The sequence below is a fragment of the Chitinophaga tropicalis genome (assembly GCF_009758205.1).
In the GTDB taxonomy this organism is placed as follows: Bacteria; Bacteroidota; Bacteroidia; order Chitinophagales; family Chitinophagaceae; genus Chitinophaga; species Chitinophaga tropicalis.
Genome location: NZ_WRXN01000019.1, coordinates 55,824 through 72,442, shown reverse-complemented (window position 1 = coordinate 72,442; position 16,619 = coordinate 55,824). Strand labels below are relative to the sequence as shown.

The window sequence follows — 16,619 nt, the reverse complement described above, 5'->3', positions numbered from 1 at the left end:
TTCATTTGAAAAACATCAGGACAAATTGAGGGTACTTTCCCTCGCTTGCGTAAAGAAGTCCTGTCCGGGATCTGTATTGAATTTCTTAACTTTGTACTATGGCTGCTAAAATTGAAAGATCCGTATCCGAGTTTAATAATGAGTTGAAACTGAAAGGCTTTAACGTTTGGCAAATTGAAAGTGACAGCAATGCCACTAAAACCTACAGCAGGAAAGACTTTTATAAGATCTGCCTGACTTCCGGCAGAAGCGTTATCCATTATGCTGATCGTAGTTTCGAGCAGGAGGGAACAGTTTTGTTCTTCGGTAACCCCCATGTACCCTACTCCTGGGAAACGTTGTCTACTACCTATGTTGGATATACCTGCCTGTTTTCTGAAGACTTTGTGAAGCATTCCAACCGCTCGGAGAGCCTACAGCAATCGCCTTTGTTTAAGATTGGCGGCACGCCTTTATTAAAGATTACCGAACCGCAGCGCCTGTTTCTGAACGGTATCTTCCGGAAAATGATGGAAGAGCAGCAGACTGACTATCAATACAAAGACGATTTGATCCGTAATTACATCAACCTGATTATACATGAGGCGCTGAAATTGCAGCCTTCTGAGCAGATGGACAAACAGAAAAATGCGTTGTCCCGGATCACTTCCGTTTTCCTCGAACTGTTGGAACGTCAGTTTCCGGTAGAGACGCCTGACCGGCCATTAACGCTGAAGTCCGCTAACGATTATGCTAAAGCGCTGGCAATCCACGTAAACTACCTGAATAAAGCCGTTAAGGAAACCACCGGCAAATCTACAACTACACATATCAGCGAGCGTATTGCCCGGGAAGCAAAAGCGCTCTTACAGCATACTGATTGGAATGTTGCAGAGATTGCCTATGCGCTGGGCTTTGAATATCCTACATACTTTAATAACTTCTTCAAAAAGCTCACAGGAAGCAATCCTTCAGCGTTCAGAGAAGCAGTGATTTGAAATTCTTAAGGATTAATTTGAATTCCTTTAGCTGCAAAGTTCATTTTCATGGACCTTTGCTGTATGAAAGACATCTTCGAAAGATTAAAAACAGGCCAGCTTGTACAGCTCCACGATCCGGAATTTCACAGGGTCGATGAAATTGTAACCCGGACTCTGGCACTTTCTCCGGCATTGAACGCAGCTACAGATACAAATGAGATGCGTCAGAGGCTGAGCGGGATCATCGGATCACCATTGGATGAGACTACAACAGTATTCGCCCCTTTCTACACCAATTTTGGCCGTTTCATTACTATCGGCAAACATGTATTTATTAATCACGCCTGCTCATTCCTGGATATGGGTGGCATTACCCTTGAAGATCATGTGCTGATCGGGCCAAAAGTTAACCTTATCACCGAAAACCATCCACTCGATCCCGTAAATCGCCGTGGCATGTTATGTCAGCCCATTTTAATTAAACGGAACGCCTGGATCGGCGCCGGTGCTACTATTTTACCTGGTGTAACTGTAGGTGAGAACGCTGTTATTGCGGCCGGTGCCGTGGTTAGTAAAGATGTGCCCGATAATACCGTAGTGGCTGGTATCCCGGCTAAAGTAATTAAACAGATTTCCTGAATATGAAAAAGTTATTATTTATAGCGATCATTTCGCTGGCCGTCACATGCCAGCTATCCGCACAAACATCCAGGCAAATAAAAGCAAAATCAATGGAGAATAAACAGCAAACAACACAATACACTTTTAATTTAAGTGATAAGGTGACAAGAAAGAAAGTGAACTTTAAAAACCGGTACGGAATAGTACTGACTGCCGACTTGTACCTTCCTAAAAACCATACCGGCAAACAGATGGCAGCACTCGCTATTAGTGGGCCGTTCGGCGCCGTGAAAGAACAATCTTCTGGATTGTATGCTCAGAATATGGCCGAACGTGGCTTCGCTGCTCTTGCCTTTGACCCGTCGTATACTGGCGAAAGCGGAGGCGAACCACGTAATGTAGCCTCCCCAGACATCAATACGGAAGATTTCAGCGCGGCTATAGACTACCTTGGCCTGCAGGATTTCGTAGACAGAAACCGTATCGGCGTTATTGGAATATGTGGCTGGGCCGGCATGGCGCTGAACGCAACGGCTGTAGACAAACGCATCAAAGCAGTAGCTACGACCAGCATGTATGATATGTCGCGCGTAATGGCTAAAGGTTATTTTGATAAACTGACTACAGAAGAACGCACAAAAATGCTGGAGCAAATGAGCCAGCAGCGTTGGGAAGATGCAAAGAATGGTAGTCCGGCTCCATCTGCAAACAATTTACCTGAAAAATTGAAGGGAAACGAACCACAATTCGTAGTTGATTATTTTAATTATTATAAAACCCCGCGTGGTTTTCATCCCCGTTCCATCAATTCAAATGCTGCCTGGACAGCAACAAACGCACTTTCATTTATGAATATGCCTCTGCTGACTTATATTAAGGAGATCGCCCCTCGCCCGGTCCTTTTTATTGCTGGTGAAAATGCACACTCGCGCTATTTCAGTGAAGATGCGTACAAAGCAGCCGCAGAGCCTAAAGAATTAATGATTATTCCCAATGCCAGTCACGTTGATCTATACGATCAGTTGAACATTATCCCTTTTGATAAGCTGGCTGTTTTTTTTAATAACAGTCTTAAATAGAAGGAGAATTGGCATGGTTTAAACTTAGAACGCGTTCTTATTTTGAGAGGTTTGTAGGGGCATACCCAAAATGTTTTTTAAAGCTGAACGAAAAGTGTGACAGATCTTCAAAACCTGTTTCAAGATAAACTTCAGCAGGCTTTTTCTTATACTGCGTTATCTGATAATGAGCCAGCTCAAGTCTTTTTTCTGTAAGCCAATGACGGGGCAGTGCATTAAATTTCTTCCGGAAATCCCTGTTAAAAGTAGAAAGGCTCCGGCCTGTAAGATAAGCGAACTTCTCAAGTGGCATATTGAACATGAAGTTCTTTTCCATAAAATCAACCAGGTCAATTTTACCCGGATCATCGAAATGTGACAATATATCATCAATAGCCGGATCAATGATCCTCAGAATACTGATTGCCTCATTGATCTTCAATGAGGCTATGTTTTCGGGAAAGTTGTCTTGCATGTCAAAATAAGGAATGAGAGATGCCATGCAGCTTTGCAAAAGAGGATGATGGCCAAAACAACATATCTTCTGTGGCGGAGTGCCTTTGGGCTTAAGGCTAAGCCCGCCATAGAGTTCTTTAAGCCGCTCCACAGACAGATGCATGGCTACCGTTTTATGCGGCAGTCCATCTTTCGGATAGTTGATAACTGTAGCCAGCTGATTTCTTGGAATTAAAAAAATGTCGCCAGGCCCGAATAAATAACTTGTACCCGCCTGGATAATTTTTGTTTCACCGGAAATGAACCATACCAGCATGTGATGTTCAAATACGACTTCTGTTTTGAACAAGCTATCCTCGTAGCAGGATAGTTTTATATCAGGTGTAATATATTTAGTCTGGAAATTCATGCCTTTTCAATATAAGGAATAAAGCCGGAAGTGCTATTCCGGCTTTACTACGCAAAATTAAAATAATACAGTGTCAGTTAACCGGAAACTTAATACCTGTCATTTGCTCACTTAACACCCACAACCGCCTGGCGTTTTCCACATCCAGTGAATAAGGCCTGACGCCACGCAACGTTGAAGGATCATCATACCTGTGTTCTATATTGCCCAGGTCCGGCTCCGCTATATCACCATCCTCACAATATACACCGCCAATATTATTCAGTAGCGGACTGACCGCGCACCAGGTCGTTGTAGCCGCTCCCTGGGAAATGGTCTTTAATCTTTGAGCCACTTCTGGCAGTATATTCCCATCTTCACCATGTGTTCCCATTTGCTTAAATAGTTCAACCGGCGCTTCACGTCCCAGGTCCGTCTCGGGGATAGAACCGGGATGCACGGCATAAGCTCTTACACCAAAAGCTTTGCTGCGATGGTCCAGTTCTACGGTAAAAAGATTATTCGCCGTCTTGGACTGTCCGTATCCCTGCAACGTTTCATATTCCCGTTGCTCAAAATTAGGATCATCAAAGTTGAAAGGAGCCATCTGGTGACCGAAAGACGATACATTTATAATTCTTGCGCCATCAGCCTTTTTCAGGGCTGGCCATAGCAGGGCCGTAAGCTGGAAATGCCCCAGGTGGTTAGTAGATAACTGTGATTCAATATTCCTGGCATCGCGGCGAAGGGGCACCCACATAATTCCGGCATTATTAATAAGAAGGTCAAGAGCTTTGCCCGTCAACAGGAAACTTTTCGCAAACTCATTTATAGAATCCGGGTCCATCAGGTCCATAGTACCAATAGTTACGTTGGGGATAGAGCGTAAATTCTGAGCTGCCTTTTCCATATTCCTGGCAGGGACCCATACTTCCGCACCGGCGTTTACCAGCACTTTTACAGTTTCAAGCCCTATGCCGGCATAACCGCCGGTTACAATAGCTGTCTTGCCTCTCAGATCAATTCCTCTGATCACTTCAGCTGCAGTCGAAGTGGCTGAAAATCCGGATTGAAGGGGTTGTTGTAAAGCTCCATTGTAGTTATCTTCCTTTGTTGTCATTTTAAATTGTTTTTAATCTGCAACAAAGGTAGCATTGCATATCTCCCGGGGCTTTGTTCAAAATGTCAATTTTGCTTTGTTATGCATGTCATGCATAAGAGCTCATTTAAAGCATGCTATTCACCGAAAGTTATGGTATCGCCAACACTGATAGTACCACTGCCATGATACAGAAGGTTCTGGCCAAAATAGATCTTATTATTCCTGTTACGGTAAGTGCTGAGTGTTTTCAAAGGCTCTTTCCCTTTTACTGCGGTTTCCTGGTCTGTAGTGGTAATTACACATCGTGCGCAGGGTTTAACACCAAAGAACTGAACATCTCCAATACCGAATTGTTTCATATCATCTTCCTGGAACGGTGTTCCCCCGGTAAAGACTATATTAGGCCTGAAACGGTTCATTGGTAAAGGAGACGATAAACGGCTGTTAAGGTCATCAAGAGATGCCTGGCCAATTATCAGTAACGGATATCCATCAGAAAAACTCGTGATTTCTTTATTGCCGGCATAATTTTCATCTACCAGCCGCCGGGTGCTGTCCGGCATATATACCAGCCTGCAGGGAATATCCAGTTGCTCACTGAACCAGGCGTCTGCTTCAGCGCTTACCAGTTGTGCAGGATGTGATTCTCCCCATACAGAGACTATAATAGTTTCAGTAGATGCCGGCTGAAAAGGTATCCGGTAAAAGAAATCTGTTTTCCTGACGTTTATCACCAATAAACCTTCACTGTGCAGGCTTACATGCAGGCATGCCATAACAGGTACTTCACGCTGCGAAAGGAAGCGGTTATTCTCATCTACCAGCATCCACCTTCTGTCGTACTCAAAACCACGGTCTGTAAGAGCAGCAGCCGGTAAGGCAATACCCCCTAACGATTTGATGGGGTAAATGTATAATTCACTAACGGTAAGCATAGAGCTAAGATACAGAACTTGTTGATTTATTTGACGCTGGTAATTTTTGTGGTATCCCGGTTCAGATTTTTAACCGGCCGCAGGCCAAATGCTCTCTTCCCGAAAAAAGGGTTTCGCCTCGGCGAAACCCTTTTTTCGGGAAGAGAAATATTTTCTGACTATATTTAAGCCGGCCACTTATTAACCGTTATGACAAACAAGCAATTTCTACAGGCACTGACCTTACTGATACTATCTGTTATCTTTCAGCATACAGCCCGGGCACAGGAATGGACGCCATTATTCAATGGTAAGGACATTAATGACTGGATCGTAAAGATCCATCATCATGAAACCGGCAATAACTTCGGAAATACCTTCCGCGTACAGGATAGCACTATCCAGGTCCGTTACGACCAGTATGGCAATTTTAATGAACAGTTCGGGCATCTGTACTATAAGATTCCCTTTTCATATTATCACCTTAAACTGGAATACCGTTTTACAGGAGAATGGGAAAAAAACGCCCCTTCCTACACAATACTCAACAGCGGAGTAATGTACCACTCCCAGGACCCGCGTACCATGCCCAAAGAACAGGACTGGCCCATTTCTATTGAGATGCAGTTCCTGGCAGGGCTGGGAGATGGGCAGCCAAGACCAACCGGCAATATGTGCTCTCCCGGAACGCACGTTGTGTATGAAGGTAAGCTGGATACCCGGCATTGCATCAATTCCAGCTCTAAAACCTATGGCAAGGATGAATGGGTCCAGGCAGAACTGATCGTTCTCGGAGATTCACTGATCACGCATATTATTAACGGAGATACGGTATTAAGGTATTCTAAACCACAGATAGGCGGGCCGGTAGTGAACAGGTATGATCCTAAGCAGAAGAAAGACGGGAAGTTGCTGAGTGCAGGGTTTATTGCTTTGCAGAGTGAAGGACAGCCTGTAGATTTTAGGAATATCAGGATATTGAACCTGGAGGGCACGCCCTCCAGGAAATGATCACTATTCCTTGTTCTCCTTTAACCACTTTAGCCGGCGCTGATCAGGCAGATGCTTTACGGTGAAGTTTTCAAACTTAGCATTGAAACCATTCCCGTCAGGGCTTGCCGCCATCATGCCAACCATAACAGGTGTATTATCCTGCAGCCAGGCATTTCTCATTAAGATATATGTTTTATCATCAAAAGAATAGTATATCTCTACTGCGTCAAGTTTTCTGACCGCTTTTATCCATACAAAGGGAAGCGTTTTATCTAAAGTGATAATGCTCCAGTCACTCGTTTTATGGGTGACTACAGTGCTCAGGTTAAACTTGCCATCTACAAACTCAACACCTGCCTTGATGTAATTCTCTTTATCTATACGAAGCATTAATCCCATCTGGTCAAATCTGGCTTTATAATCGCCGGTGATCTTCACTTTTGTTTCAAATTCCCCGCCATATACGCCATAACAGAAAGGCGCATCATCTACCGTAAATCCATAGTGGGAAATCCTCCAGTAATCGCTCTGAGGGGTAACAAGCATAGAAAGGACATCGTTCTTTACCTCCCATTTTTCAGGTTCATTGAACCATTGCAGCTTCTCCGGTCGTTGTGCTGACACTGTTCCTAAAGCCATGATACTCATCAGGCTTAATGCTAATTTCTTCATATTTGTTGAAACTTTAATTATTAGGCAATTTCCCCTAGTTTCGCAAAAGTAAAATGGTGCCGGTCAGTAGTCAATACTGATAAATAACCATTTTGGGGATGACAATGAGTAATATCTTCAGCACACTCAGCAAAAAGTTATTGGAGCAATCCTTTGAAGGGGAGCAGAATGCTTCCCTGCAGCTGGCTAATTGTCAGTATATAGCTCAGATGTACGCCAGGGTAGAGAGTTCTGTAGCTGTTCTGAGTGATCTCAAGTATAATAAAAGTTATATATATAACGGCGCCGCCGCTGCAGAACTGGGACTTTTAAATGAAGATAATTCAGCAGAAATCGATTCTATCTGGGAAGAAGCCATTTTTGCCAGGATTCACCCCGAAGATCTTTCAGAAAAACATCTGCTTGAACTTCAGTTTTTCCAGCTGTTAAAGAGCCTGCCTGTTTCTGAGCGTTATAATTATCACGTCATAAGCAGGATCAGGATGCGGAACAGGGTGGGGGATTATGTTCCGGTGCAACATCGTATGTTTTACGTCTGCAACTCTCCCAATGGCAGTATCTGGCTGGCGCTTTGCCTTTATAATTTTTCCTATACTCTTTCTGCCCCTGAAGCTTACGAAGGAATGATCGTTAATGCGGCAACAGGTGATATTATCAGACCTGACAGGCAAAAATGTGATGATATTCTTTCAGACCGGGAGAAAGAAATACTGAAGCTGATTAAGAAAGGAAAAAGAAGTAAAGACATAGCAGCGCAGTTGTCTATAAGCATAAATACTGTGAACAGGCATCGTCAGAACATACTTGAAAAACTACGGGTAACTAACTCTCTTGAAGCCTGCCGGGTAGCTGAACTGATTAAACTGATTTAGCCGCATTGTATATTGAAGATATCTTTCTTCAGCACTCCGCTAATTTGGAAAACAATATTTTTTCCTTCGTATACTCAATACATTTACTTTTGCGTAGTCAACCTATATTTTGCTTGTTATAACCCCCATGCTTAGTGATTATTTATTAAACATAAACCCCGCAATTATGAAAATGAGAACCCGTTTAACACTATTCGCGTTAGCCCTGTCAGCTACTCTATTTACGTATTCCTGCACAGAAAAATCTCAGGATGTTCCAAAAGTCAATACCGGAACTGAAAATCTTATTGAACGTGATGCCAATCCGCAAAGCCAGGCCATTCAGTATTACAACAGGATCAATGATGCATTCGGTGTATCGGCAGAGAAAGACAATAGCGCAGCTATTGCCGGCTTCCCTGACTACTATGGTGGCGCATTTATCAATAAGGAGAATAAGCTGGTGGTGTATGTGAAGGGAGATCTTGCTGCTTCAGGACAGAAGATTGCCGGCATTACAGGTGGTAATGATGTCGTTATCAAACCCTGTAAATTCTCTTATAAAGAGCTCACTGCAATCATGAACAAGCTGAACAGTATCAAATTAAGCAATGCAAGAACATCTTCTGCTGCAAACCTCACAGCATGGGCTTTGATGGATGCGGAAAACAGGATTGTGGTAGAACTGGAAGACTACAACGATCAGAAGATCGAAGAGTTTAAAAGATCAATCCTTAATTCCCCAGCCATTGAATTCAGGAAGTCAGCAGGCAGGATTACCCTGGAAGCCAGCCTGGACCCCGGATGTAAGGCTGCTGTCAATGTCTCCGGTACCAGCTATGGGTCATTTGCTTTCCGGGCCAGACGTACATCAGATTCTAAAAAAGGTATGGTAACGGCAGGGCATGTTGTATCAGTAGGAGGAACGATCTATTACAGCGGCAGCAGCATAGGCACCTGTTCAGCATCTATTCAGTCAGGTTCTGTTGATGCGGCTTTTGTACCTGTTAATGATACAGTAGCATATACTCCCAGTAATACTTTATGCGGAACCGCTACTGTGCTTTCAACATCTACAAGCTTACCGGGAACAGGTACGCTGGTAAATATGAGAGGAGCAACTACAGGCACATCTTCCGGCAATATCATCAGCACCAATGCAAGCACTACAACTGCCGCAGGTATCTCTTATACAAATCTGACCAGTGCTGATTATACCAGCGCCGGTGGAGACAGCGGAGGTATTATCTATACATATGTAAGCGCTAGCAATACCAGGTTTACAGTTGGTCTGCACCTGGGCGCAAGCGGTACCACAAGGTATTTCACCAAGGCAGGCCTGGCGCTTACCGCTTTAAGCGTGGCAAGATATTAGTACTAAACTGCTTAGGCAGGAATTGCTATTGAACAGAAATTTTCCGTAATATAGTCATCAAATTTACCTGCTTATGCGAATTTCATTGTATTACTTAATTATTCCTGCGTTCATCCTTGGCAGTTGTGGCAACCCCGGTGGGAAATCTGCCTCCGACAGCCAGGATACCAGCAATCCTTCAAAAATGCAAGATACTGCGGTGTCAACAGGAACAGCCGATCCTGCCGGTAGCATTGCTATGACAGTTGTTCCTGCTGCTTTTAAAGCAGGAACAGTAGGTGAAGCTAAGCTCACCATTACTAATAATGCTGCCGAAGAAATAACATTCGGTGATCCTTACAGGGTAGAGTATAGTAATAACGGCAACTGGGAAAAGGTAACTCTTTTTGACAGTGTCTCATTTACTGCAATGGCTCATGGGCTTGCTCCCGGAAAATCACAGGAATTTTCCATTAATCTGCAGCCCATGCCGTATGATTATAAGCCTGGCCAGTATCGCATATTGAAAGATGCACAGGCAGGAGAGAAGAAAATACAGTTAACAGCAATATTCTCTGTAGAACAGTAAATACCCTTACATAAAGCAGCTGGCAGGAAACATCCCGCCAGCTGCTTTTTTATTGCTAAGACAGCTTTCTGTCAGACATTTCAATTGCCACATCATTTATACTGGCATAGCGTTTACGCATCAAACCATGTTCATCAAACTCCCATAGCTCATTACCATAACTACGGTACCATTGCCCATTGCTGTCATGCCATTCGTATTCAAAGCGAACAGCTATCCTGTTTTCAGTAAAACTCCAGAGTTCTTTTTTCAGTTTATAGTCCAGTTCTTTCTCCCATTTCCTGGTAAGAAATGCTTTCACTTCTTCACGGCCATTAATAAACTCTGCCCGGTTTCTCCATTCAGTATCTGTTGTATAGGCCTTGCATACAATTTCAGGATTCCTGGAATTCCATGCGTCTTCAGCTAATTGTACCTTCTGCCTTGCAGTATCCAGTGTAAATGGAGGTAGTGGATGTTTTTGTTCCATAAAATTGATCTGTTTAAAATCAGGATGCGAGAAAATTAAGAATGTCGTCAGCTATTTCAGAAAAGTGTGTCTCCAGCGCAAAGTGCCCTGTGTCATAGAATTTCACAGTTGCATCAGCAAGGTCCTGCTGATAAGCTATTGCTCCGGGTGGCAGAAAGAAAGGATCTTTATTGCCCCATACAGCCAGCAGTTTGGGCTTATATGTCCGGAAGTAATGCTGAATGGTAGGGTAGAGCGCTACGTTGTTGGCATAATCCTTCATCAGGTCTAACTGAATGTCGACATTACCCGGCCTGTCCAGGAAGTGCTGATCTAATGTGTAGGTTTCCGGCGCAATCAATGAAAGATCAGGTACGCCTTCTTCATATTGCCACCTGGTTAGTTTCAGCTCTGTAAATGCTCTCAGGCTTTCCCTGTTCTCTTCGGTTGGCGCTTCCCAGTATTGCCGTAAAGGATTCCACGAGTCGCTCAACCCTTCTGCATATGTATTCCCGTTTTGGGAGATAATAGCACTGATTTTTTCCGGGTGTTGCATAGCCAGGCGATAACCTACCGGTGCGCCATAATCAAACACATAGATAGCAAACTTATCCAGCTGCAACTGCAATGTAAAATCTGATATATATTTTGCCAGGTTATCAAATGTGTAGGAAAAGTCTTTGAAAGATGGTGCATCAGAATAACCGAATCCTGGCAGGTCCGGAGCTATTACCCTGTAAGTCCTGCTCAGTAACGGAATAAGGTTTCTGAACATAAACGATGATGTGGGATAGCCATGCAGTAAAAGTATTACCGGTGCATCAACAGGGCCAGCTTCGCGATAGAACAGCTTAAGGTCGTTTACCTGTATCGTACGATAGTGAACAGCGAGTGTTTTCATTTTTTATTTTTTTTCAAAAAATAAGTAGTGTCTCAGTTTGGTCCCAGGACCAAACTGTCCTGATCAAATAGTTCTAACTGATAACTATCCAAAAGTAGGCTGATTGTTTGATCTCTAAAAATGATTAATTTTGATTGGTGAAATCATAATTAGTGATGTATGAACACGAATGACCTGAAAATATTTGAAGCAGTAGCTGCCTGCGGCAACTTTACCAAAGCGGCAGAAACCATGTTTACAGTACAGTCTAATGTCACCGCAAGGATCCGCAGCCTGGAGCAGGAATTCAATACAGAATTATTCCTGCGTAATTCAAGAAAAGTAGCGTTAACGCCCGCCGGCGAAATACTCATGCGATACTCAAAACAGATCGCTTACCTGCTGGAAAAGGCCAGGACAGAAATGCAGGGTGCAGATCAGGTCAGCGGGGTACTAAAGATCGGCTGCATAGAAACCACAATGGCCTTAAAAGTACCACAGATGCTGCAGGAGTTTATGGAAGCGCATCCCAATGTAGACCTGGAGTTCACTTCATCTCTTCGTACAGCCCTGATTCAGGAAGTACTTAACTACAGGCTGGATGCTGCCTTTGTATCTGCTCCTATCAATATTCCGGGACTACAGGCAGATTATATAAAAGAAGAACAGCTGGTCATCATTACCTCTTCAAAGGTCAGTTCGCTGACAGCATTGGCAAAAGAGAATAAATTACTGACCATAGTAGTATTTGACCAGGGATGTGTATTTCGCGAACGATTGGAATCATGGTTAAGCGCTAAAGGAATCGTACAATATAAAGAGATCGTAGTCAATTCGTTGGAAGGTATTGTCAACTTTGTAGAAACCGGGTTGGGAATTAGTATTCTGCCACAGGAAATCATTAACGCTTTCTACGCCAGAAGAAAGCTGAAAACATTTCCGCTTAATAAAGAATTAGCTACTATGACAACTGTGCTTATCTATAGAAATGATATACCCCCATCCGGGGCATTACAGGCTTTTATTGATATGTATAAAACGGGTGACTAATTTTTATCCGTCCCACTCTTGCGGATAAATCCCCCTCAAAAAATCATCTCCGGCTGGCCGCAGGCCAAAACCATCGCCCTCAAAAAAATCACCCTCAAAAAATCGCTTTTACCGAAGGTAAAAGCGATTTTTTGAGCAGTTCCATCCCATCTTTATCAGTTTTTTGTTTTTTTTACATATATCCCGTATATTGTTATATAATAACCTATTCTGAAAATGTGCCGGCTGTATTAAGTTAACCATCTATAACCCAAACCAGATATGCCAAAATCTTCCCTCTGCATGCTTAACAGACCCATATACCCGCAATCCTTGTAAATACCTTAAACCCAAAATAAAAACCATGATTTTGCTTAAAGTTAGAGAACTTGCGATGAAAAGCCATTTAGGCATCATCCTTTGCTTTTGTTTTTTATTCTTCAGTTGCTCAAAAGACAGAGCAGCAATAAAAGCAGCCAAAGATGCAAATGATAAATTAATTGCATCGAAGTCAGCCCGTATAGCTTCTTATTCTTCTACAGATCTGTTCCGGGGCATAATGTTTATGAGTGGCGCCGCTGCCGCAGAACTCCCTGAAATACAGGAACAGGTCCAATTGATCCGGATCCTCAATCCCACTGCAGAAAACCAGGAGAACCTGACCCGTATGCAGAATAACTTTATTCATCAGATAGAAGAACAATACCCGGGGTATATCGATTCCTTTGCAGAAACTATCAGATCCGACGATCATGAACGGATCAGGGAAGAATTGACCAGGGCGCAGGATATCATATTTGCTGCAGTTTCCAAATATTTCAGGTTCGAAACAGGTACCGCTACATCTGCAAGAGAACAGGTGCTTGAGCTGTTTAAAAATAAACAGGAAGAAATAGAAGACCTGGTGACAAAGCTCCAGTTTGAGGAGATCTCAAAAGAAGATTTTGAAACCCGCATAATGAGCACGCTGAACCTTGATGAAACACAATTGCGCGCACTGGCTGAATCAGCCGGAACAGACCCTGACAGCAACCTCTTTGGCGGATGTGTGGCATTCCTGTCATTTGTAGGATGTAACGTTGCCGTTGCTATCAACATAGCAGGATATGTAAACATTGCACTTGCTGCCGCCGTTGCTGTTGCCGCTGCTGCATGGGTATTTACTTACAAATGGAAATGGAACGGCGGACCAACAAAAGCCTTCACAGAACTGGATTATGAGAAGTATATAGACAGAATTGTGATAACTTTTTGATAAACCGCTTGTATGTTAAGACTCGTTTTCCTCGTTACCATATTTTCTGTATTCCTGTTAATTGGCTATGTTATGGTAGGCTCCTTACCCGGAGCCACCATAACCATGTCAAAGCTCAGCAAAATTCAAACTGTCAGCATTTTTCCTGAAGGCTGGGCATTTTTTACAAAAGACCCGCAGGAAGAAGATTATCTTCTTTTCCAGGCAGATGAACAAACCGGAAATTTTATAAATGTGATCAGTCCTACCTCTTCGCCTGGAAATGCATTCGGCCTGAACAGAGTTAGCCGGTTACAATCCCAGGAGCTTGGATCAGGTATACACCACATCCGTGACAGCTCATGGCTCGACATAAAGGGAGATTTAACGGCGAACACACTTTTGATCAGGGATATGAAACCCATTGCCATCCCTATCAGGTCGCAACGTCCTTATTTTGAAGGTACCTACATCCTGCAGAAGATAAGACCTATCCCCTGGGCATGGGCTAAAAGCTTCAATGAAAAGAATAGAAAATCAAAAATCTGCAAAATTGAATTTAAGAAACTCCCTCATAAGGCTGGATAGCTATATAGAGTATTACGCCAGCTATTCAATATATAATAATGCCTTAGGGCTGGCAAGAACGCTCCTTGCTGCAGGAACAGCGTTAACACTACTTTTTACTGACGAAAAAGTGCTGTTTAAAAGCGGGTTACATCCAGGCTGGAGCAGTGAGATCGTTCCCATCAATGCGCTGAATTTCTTCAATTTAGTTCCTGTTAATTTCATTACGCTTACAAAATGGATCGTCTTCCTTATTTTAATCATCATTGCATCAGGCTGGCGCCCCCGGTTCACCTGTATCCCACATTGGTATATCTCGACCTGCTTCCTTAATTCAGCACTGGATATTGAAGGTGGCGACCAGATCACTTCAAACATAACGATGTTGTTATTGCCAATCCTGTTAATGGATAGCAGAAAATGGCATTGGCAAAGACTCAGCACAAACGGGAACAGCTTTGGAGAAAAGGTAAGAGGAATAATTTCCAATACCTTGTTCTATGTAATAAAACTACAGGTCTGTGTAATTTATTTCCACGCTGCCATCGGAAAGATAGGCGTGAATCAATGGCTTGATGGAACGGCGCCGTATTATTGGTTTAACCACCCGGTTTTTGGCATGAGCAGCTGGTTAAAGCCGCTATTGAATCCTTTTCTGACAAACAGTTATTTTGTATTTCTTTTATCATGGGGAGTAATTGTTTGGGAGCTTATTTTAGCTGCTGCCATTTTCATGGAGAAGAAACATTATAAACGTTTATTTATAATAGCTGTAGGATTTCATTTTCTTATTGTAGTTGTGCATGGCTTATTCAGTTTCTTTTTCGCAATGACCGGGGCGCTATGTCTGTATTTCCTGGTAGAATACAATAACAGGATTTATGAAAAGTAAGAGGCTGAACCTTGTCACGATCATAGTTATACTGCTCCTGGTTGCCCATGCTATCTGGAAATGGGTAACACAGGTATGGGATATTGATAGCTGGATTGCTCCTTTTTTAGCTGTTTGTATTTATTTTCTTTTCCAGCTTTTTATTAGCAACCCTGAGCTCCTTGTTAAGAGATCTCTTTATGAAATTGAGCATCCCGGATCACGGAAAGACGAGATAATACAAGCCTGGAAAATAAGGTACTATTATTTACGGCTTATATTGATTGTTTTTATTGGCTTGCTGGATATATTTGTTCGATGAATGTATTTACTACTATAAGTAGTAGTTGGACAGGGCATTATGATATTTGGCAGGAATTGCCCTATATTTGAATGCCTGATAATCGGTTAGAGACACGTAAATCATTTCCTATGCAGAGAAAAATCCATTTTTTGGATGGACTTAGAGGTATTGCTGCTTTTTATGTCATGGCTGGACATGCCAGGTGGCTTCTATGGGAAGGATTTAATGAAGGCTACCTGAAGAATGGTCATTTGTACTCCTCTGTAGATAAATTATGCATGTACTTCCTCTCACTTTTCAAGTGGGGGCATGAATTCGTTTTATTCTTCTTCGTTTTATCCGGTTTTGTAATTCATTTAGGATATGCTAAGAAATTAACTGCAGATCCGGAAGTGAAGATCAGCATAAAAGAATATCTCTACAAGCGCATAAAAAGGATCTATCCTCCATTTCTATTTGCCATTTTCTTAACTGCATTGCTTGACTTCATTGGAAGTAAATATGGTTTCTCTATTTATTCAGGAGATACCCCTTATTCTTCTATAAATAAACAGATTGGTAATACAAGCCATTCAATCTCTACTTTATTTGGCAATATATTGTTTCTGTTTCCGGAGTATGTACCAAGATTTGGTACCAATGGTCCTACCTGGTCATTAAAATTCGAATGGTGGTTCTATATTCTGTATATACCATTCCTGTTCATGTCCCGGAAGAATATTTATTTATCAACTGGATTGGTAGTACTACTATTTGTAGTAAGCTTTTTCCCCGGCATCTGGCCTGTAGCTATATTACAAACTATTTTCTCATCAATGCTTTGCTGGTGGTTTGGAGTATTGATCGCAGAAGTTGTGGCAGGCAGGCTTAAAATTCCCCTTTTATATTTAACAGGGGCATTTTTAGTTGGTTTTGTGGGCCTCTTTTTATTTAAAAGCAGGTTAGACATAGCCGATCTCAGAACTGCATTCTTTTTCTCCGCTCTGCTTTCCTTCTTCCTTTGGTACAATAACAAAGAATACAGCCTGCGGTTGCTTGAACGCTTAAAGCCCCTGGGAGATTTCTCCTATACTTTGTATATCATACATTTTCCTATCTTGGTCTTCTTATCAGGAATAATCTTAAAGATCAATAACAATTATCTGCCAAGGCATTCCTGGTATGTCTTTGCCGGCATGGTTGTTTGTATTGTTATTGCCTATTTATGTTATTTCCTTGTTGAAGTACCATTTATGAAGCCTTTAAAATCCGGTTCAGAGGCTCGCAAAAAGAAGGATGTCAGTGCTGTTGGCAGCTAAGAGTTTTCTAATTGTAGCAGAAATATATTCC

19 protein-coding genes are annotated in these 16,619 nt (G+C 42.5%); 13 read left to right on the top strand and 6 right to left on the bottom strand.

The annotated features are described in order from the left end of the window. Nucleotides 1-98 precede the first annotated feature (98 nt). From GO493_RS28000 to GO493_RS27990, 3 genes are read left to right on the top strand one after another with little or no spacing between them, the layout of a single operon-like run. Entirely contained in the window at nucleotides 99-977 is an 879-nt protein-coding gene (locus tag GO493_RS28000; RefSeq protein ID WP_157309549.1) for a helix-turn-helix domain-containing protein, read from the top strand. 48 nt (nucleotides 978-1,025) lie between these two features. Then, nucleotides 1,026-1,598, top strand: a complete 573-nt coding sequence (locus GO493_RS27995; protein WP_198315853.1) for a sugar O-acetyltransferase — start codon at nucleotides 1,026-1,028, stop codon at nucleotides 1,596-1,598. 2 nt (nucleotides 1,599-1,600) lie between these two features. Beyond that, nucleotides 1,601-2,659: an alpha/beta hydrolase gene (locus tag GO493_RS27990; protein ID WP_157309547.1), complete on the top strand. Its 1,059-nt coding sequence runs from the start codon at nucleotides 1,601-1,603 to the stop codon at nucleotides 2,657-2,659. Nucleotides 2,660-2,696: 37 nt separating this feature from the next. Here GO493_RS27990 and GO493_RS27985 read toward each other — a convergent pair whose 3' ends face one another. From GO493_RS27985 to GO493_RS27975, 3 genes are all read right to left on the bottom strand, one after another. Then, nucleotides 2,697-3,503 (bottom strand): helix-turn-helix domain-containing protein, encoded by an 807-nt coding sequence (locus GO493_RS27985; protein WP_157309546.1) that lies wholly within the window; start codon nucleotides 3,501-3,503, stop codon nucleotides 2,697-2,699. Between the two features lie 73 nt (nucleotides 3,504-3,576). Continuing rightward, nucleotides 3,577-4,602: an SDR family NAD(P)-dependent oxidoreductase gene (locus GO493_RS27980; protein ID WP_157309545.1), complete on the bottom strand. Its 1,026-nt coding sequence runs from the start codon at nucleotides 4,600-4,602 to the stop codon at nucleotides 3,577-3,579. A 116-nt stretch (nucleotides 4,603-4,718) separates the two neighbouring features. Then, the gene (locus tag GO493_RS27975; protein WP_157309544.1) at nucleotides 4,719-5,519 is read right to left on the bottom strand and encodes an MOSC domain-containing protein; all 801 of its coding nucleotides are present in this window, start codon (nucleotides 5,517-5,519) and stop codon (nucleotides 4,719-4,721) included. A 189-nt stretch (nucleotides 5,520-5,708) separates the two neighbouring features. Here GO493_RS27975 and GO493_RS27970 point away from each other — a divergent pair, with 189 nt between their 5' ends. Next, nucleotides 5,709-6,509, top strand: a complete 801-nt coding sequence (locus GO493_RS27970; RefSeq protein WP_157309543.1) for a 3-keto-disaccharide hydrolase — start codon at nucleotides 5,709-5,711, stop codon at nucleotides 6,507-6,509. Between the two features lie 3 nt (nucleotides 6,510-6,512). Here GO493_RS27970 and GO493_RS27965 read toward each other — a convergent pair whose 3' ends face one another. Beyond that, nucleotides 6,513-7,163 carry a DUF1349 domain-containing protein gene (locus GO493_RS27965; protein WP_157309542.1) on the bottom strand — a complete coding sequence of 217 codons (651 nt, stop codon included), beginning with the start codon at nucleotides 7,161-7,163 and terminating at the stop codon, nucleotides 6,513-6,515. A gap of 104 nt (nucleotides 7,164-7,267) precedes the next feature. On the opposite strand from GO493_RS27965, the gene GO493_RS27960 reads away from it, so the two are divergent. The 3 genes from GO493_RS27960 (at nucleotide 7,268) to GO493_RS27950 (ending at nucleotide 9,957) form a co-directional block, all read left to right on the top strand. Then, nucleotides 7,268-8,035 (top strand): response regulator transcription factor, encoded by a 768-nt coding sequence (locus tag GO493_RS27960; RefSeq protein WP_157309573.1) that lies wholly within the window; start codon nucleotides 7,268-7,270, stop codon nucleotides 8,033-8,035. A 166-nt stretch (nucleotides 8,036-8,201) separates the two neighbouring features. Continuing rightward, nucleotides 8,202-9,389 carry a chymotrypsin family serine protease gene (locus GO493_RS27955; RefSeq protein WP_157309541.1) on the top strand — a complete coding sequence of 396 codons (1,188 nt, stop codon included), beginning with the start codon at nucleotides 8,202-8,204 and terminating at the stop codon, nucleotides 9,387-9,389. A 73-nt stretch (nucleotides 9,390-9,462) separates the two neighbouring features. Beyond that, a complete protein-coding gene (locus tag GO493_RS27950; RefSeq protein WP_157309540.1) occupies nucleotides 9,463-9,957 on the top strand; it encodes an immunoglobulin-like domain-containing protein in 495 nt (164 codons plus the stop codon). 55 nt (nucleotides 9,958-10,012) lie between these two features. On the opposite strand, the gene GO493_RS27945 is transcribed toward GO493_RS27950, so the two are convergent. Together GO493_RS27945 and GO493_RS27940 are read right to left on the bottom strand one after the other, a co-directional pair. Then, nucleotides 10,013-10,426: a nuclear transport factor 2 family protein gene (locus GO493_RS27945; RefSeq protein WP_157309539.1), complete on the bottom strand. Its 414-nt coding sequence runs from the start codon at nucleotides 10,424-10,426 to the stop codon at nucleotides 10,013-10,015. A 19-nt stretch (nucleotides 10,427-10,445) separates the two neighbouring features. Beyond that, entirely contained in the window at nucleotides 10,446-11,306 is an 861-nt protein-coding gene (locus tag GO493_RS27940) for an alpha/beta fold hydrolase (RefSeq protein WP_157309538.1), read from the bottom strand. Between the two features lie 159 nt (nucleotides 11,307-11,465). Between GO493_RS27940 and GO493_RS27935 the strand changes: the two genes are divergently transcribed. The 6 genes from GO493_RS27935 to GO493_RS27910 all read left to right on the top strand — a co-directional run bounded on the left by GO493_RS27935 (nucleotide 11,466) and on the right by GO493_RS27910 (nucleotide 16,588). Beyond that, nucleotides 11,466-12,335, top strand: a complete 870-nt coding sequence (locus GO493_RS27935) for a LysR family transcriptional regulator (RefSeq protein ID WP_157309537.1) — start codon at nucleotides 11,466-11,468, stop codon at nucleotides 12,333-12,335. Nucleotides 12,336-12,708: 373 nt separating this feature from the next. Beyond that, nucleotides 12,709-13,569 (top strand): hypothetical protein, encoded by an 861-nt coding sequence (locus GO493_RS27930; RefSeq protein WP_157309536.1) that lies wholly within the window; start codon nucleotides 12,709-12,711, stop codon nucleotides 13,567-13,569. A gap of 12 nt (nucleotides 13,570-13,581) precedes the next feature. Beyond that, nucleotides 13,582-14,136, top strand: coding sequence for an SdpA family antimicrobial peptide system protein (locus GO493_RS27925; protein WP_157309535.1), 555 nt, complete (start codon nucleotides 13,582-13,584; stop codon nucleotides 14,134-14,136). Beyond that, nucleotides 14,102-15,007, top strand: a complete 906-nt coding sequence (locus tag GO493_RS27920; protein WP_157309534.1) for a sporulation-delaying protein SdpB family protein — start codon at nucleotides 14,102-14,104, stop codon at nucleotides 15,005-15,007. The genes GO493_RS27925 and GO493_RS27920 overlap by 35 nt, the downstream gene beginning before the upstream one ends. Then, nucleotides 14,997-15,308, top strand: coding sequence for a hypothetical protein (locus tag GO493_RS27915; protein WP_157309533.1), 312 nt, complete (start codon nucleotides 14,997-14,999; stop codon nucleotides 15,306-15,308). Before GO493_RS27920 ends, GO493_RS27915 begins: the two co-directional genes overlap by 11 nt. Nucleotides 15,309-15,418: 110 nt before the next feature. Then, complete coding sequence (locus GO493_RS27910) at nucleotides 15,419-16,588, top strand: acyltransferase family protein (protein ID WP_157309532.1); 1,170 nt, start codon at nucleotides 15,419-15,421, stop codon at nucleotides 16,586-16,588. Nucleotides 16,589-16,619 lie beyond the last annotated feature (31 nt).

Excerpts from the sequence above, each read along its gene's own strand:
- GO493_RS27950 (WP_157309540.1), top strand. The coding sequence starts at position 9,463 with ATGCGAATTTCATTGTATTACTTAATTATTCCTGCGTTCATCCTTGGC.
- GO493_RS27985 (WP_157309546.1), bottom strand. The coding sequence starts at position 3,503 with ATGAATTTCCAGACTAAATATATTACACCTGATATAAAACTATCCTGC.
- GO493_RS27940 (WP_157309538.1), bottom strand. The coding sequence starts at position 11,306 with ATGAAAACACTCGCTGTTCACTATCGTACGATACAGGTAAACGACCTT.
- GO493_RS27980 (WP_157309545.1), bottom strand. The coding sequence starts at position 4,602 with ATGACAACAAAGGAAGATAACTACAATGGAGCTTTACAACAACCCCTT.
- GO493_RS27925 (WP_157309535.1), top strand. The coding sequence starts at position 13,582 with ATGTTAAGACTCGTTTTCCTCGTTACCATATTTTCTGTATTCCTGTTA.
- GO493_RS27960 (WP_157309573.1), top strand. The coding sequence starts at position 7,268 with ATGAGTAATATCTTCAGCACACTCAGCAAAAAGTTATTGGAGCAATCC.
- GO493_RS27970 (WP_157309543.1), top strand. The coding sequence starts at position 5,709 with ATGACAAACAAGCAATTTCTACAGGCACTGACCTTACTGATACTATCT.
- GO493_RS27995 (WP_198315853.1), top strand. The coding sequence starts at position 1,026 with ATGGACCTTTGCTGTATGAAAGACATCTTCGAAAGATTAAAAACAGGC.
- GO493_RS27910 (WP_157309532.1), top strand. The coding sequence starts at position 15,419 with ATGCAGAGAAAAATCCATTTTTTGGATGGACTTAGAGGTATTGCTGCT.
- GO493_RS28000 (WP_157309549.1), top strand. The coding sequence starts at position 99 with ATGGCTGCTAAAATTGAAAGATCCGTATCCGAGTTTAATAATGAGTTG.
- GO493_RS27915 (WP_157309533.1), top strand. The coding sequence starts at position 14,997 with ATGAAAAGTAAGAGGCTGAACCTTGTCACGATCATAGTTATACTGCTC.
- GO493_RS27945 (WP_157309539.1), bottom strand. The coding sequence starts at position 10,426 with ATGGAACAAAAACATCCACTACCTCCATTTACACTGGATACTGCAAGG.
- GO493_RS27965 (WP_157309542.1), bottom strand. The coding sequence starts at position 7,163 with ATGAAGAAATTAGCATTAAGCCTGATGAGTATCATGGCTTTAGGAACA.
- GO493_RS27930 (WP_157309536.1), top strand. The coding sequence starts at position 12,709 with ATGAAAAGCCATTTAGGCATCATCCTTTGCTTTTGTTTTTTATTCTTC.
- GO493_RS27975 (WP_157309544.1), bottom strand. The coding sequence starts at position 5,519 with ATGCTTACCGTTAGTGAATTATACATTTACCCCATCAAATCGTTAGGG.
- GO493_RS27935 (WP_157309537.1), top strand. The coding sequence starts at position 11,466 with ATGAACACGAATGACCTGAAAATATTTGAAGCAGTAGCTGCCTGCGGC.
- GO493_RS27955 (WP_157309541.1), top strand. The coding sequence starts at position 8,202 with ATGAAAATGAGAACCCGTTTAACACTATTCGCGTTAGCCCTGTCAGCT.
- GO493_RS27990 (WP_157309547.1), top strand. The coding sequence starts at position 1,601 with ATGAAAAAGTTATTATTTATAGCGATCATTTCGCTGGCCGTCACATGC.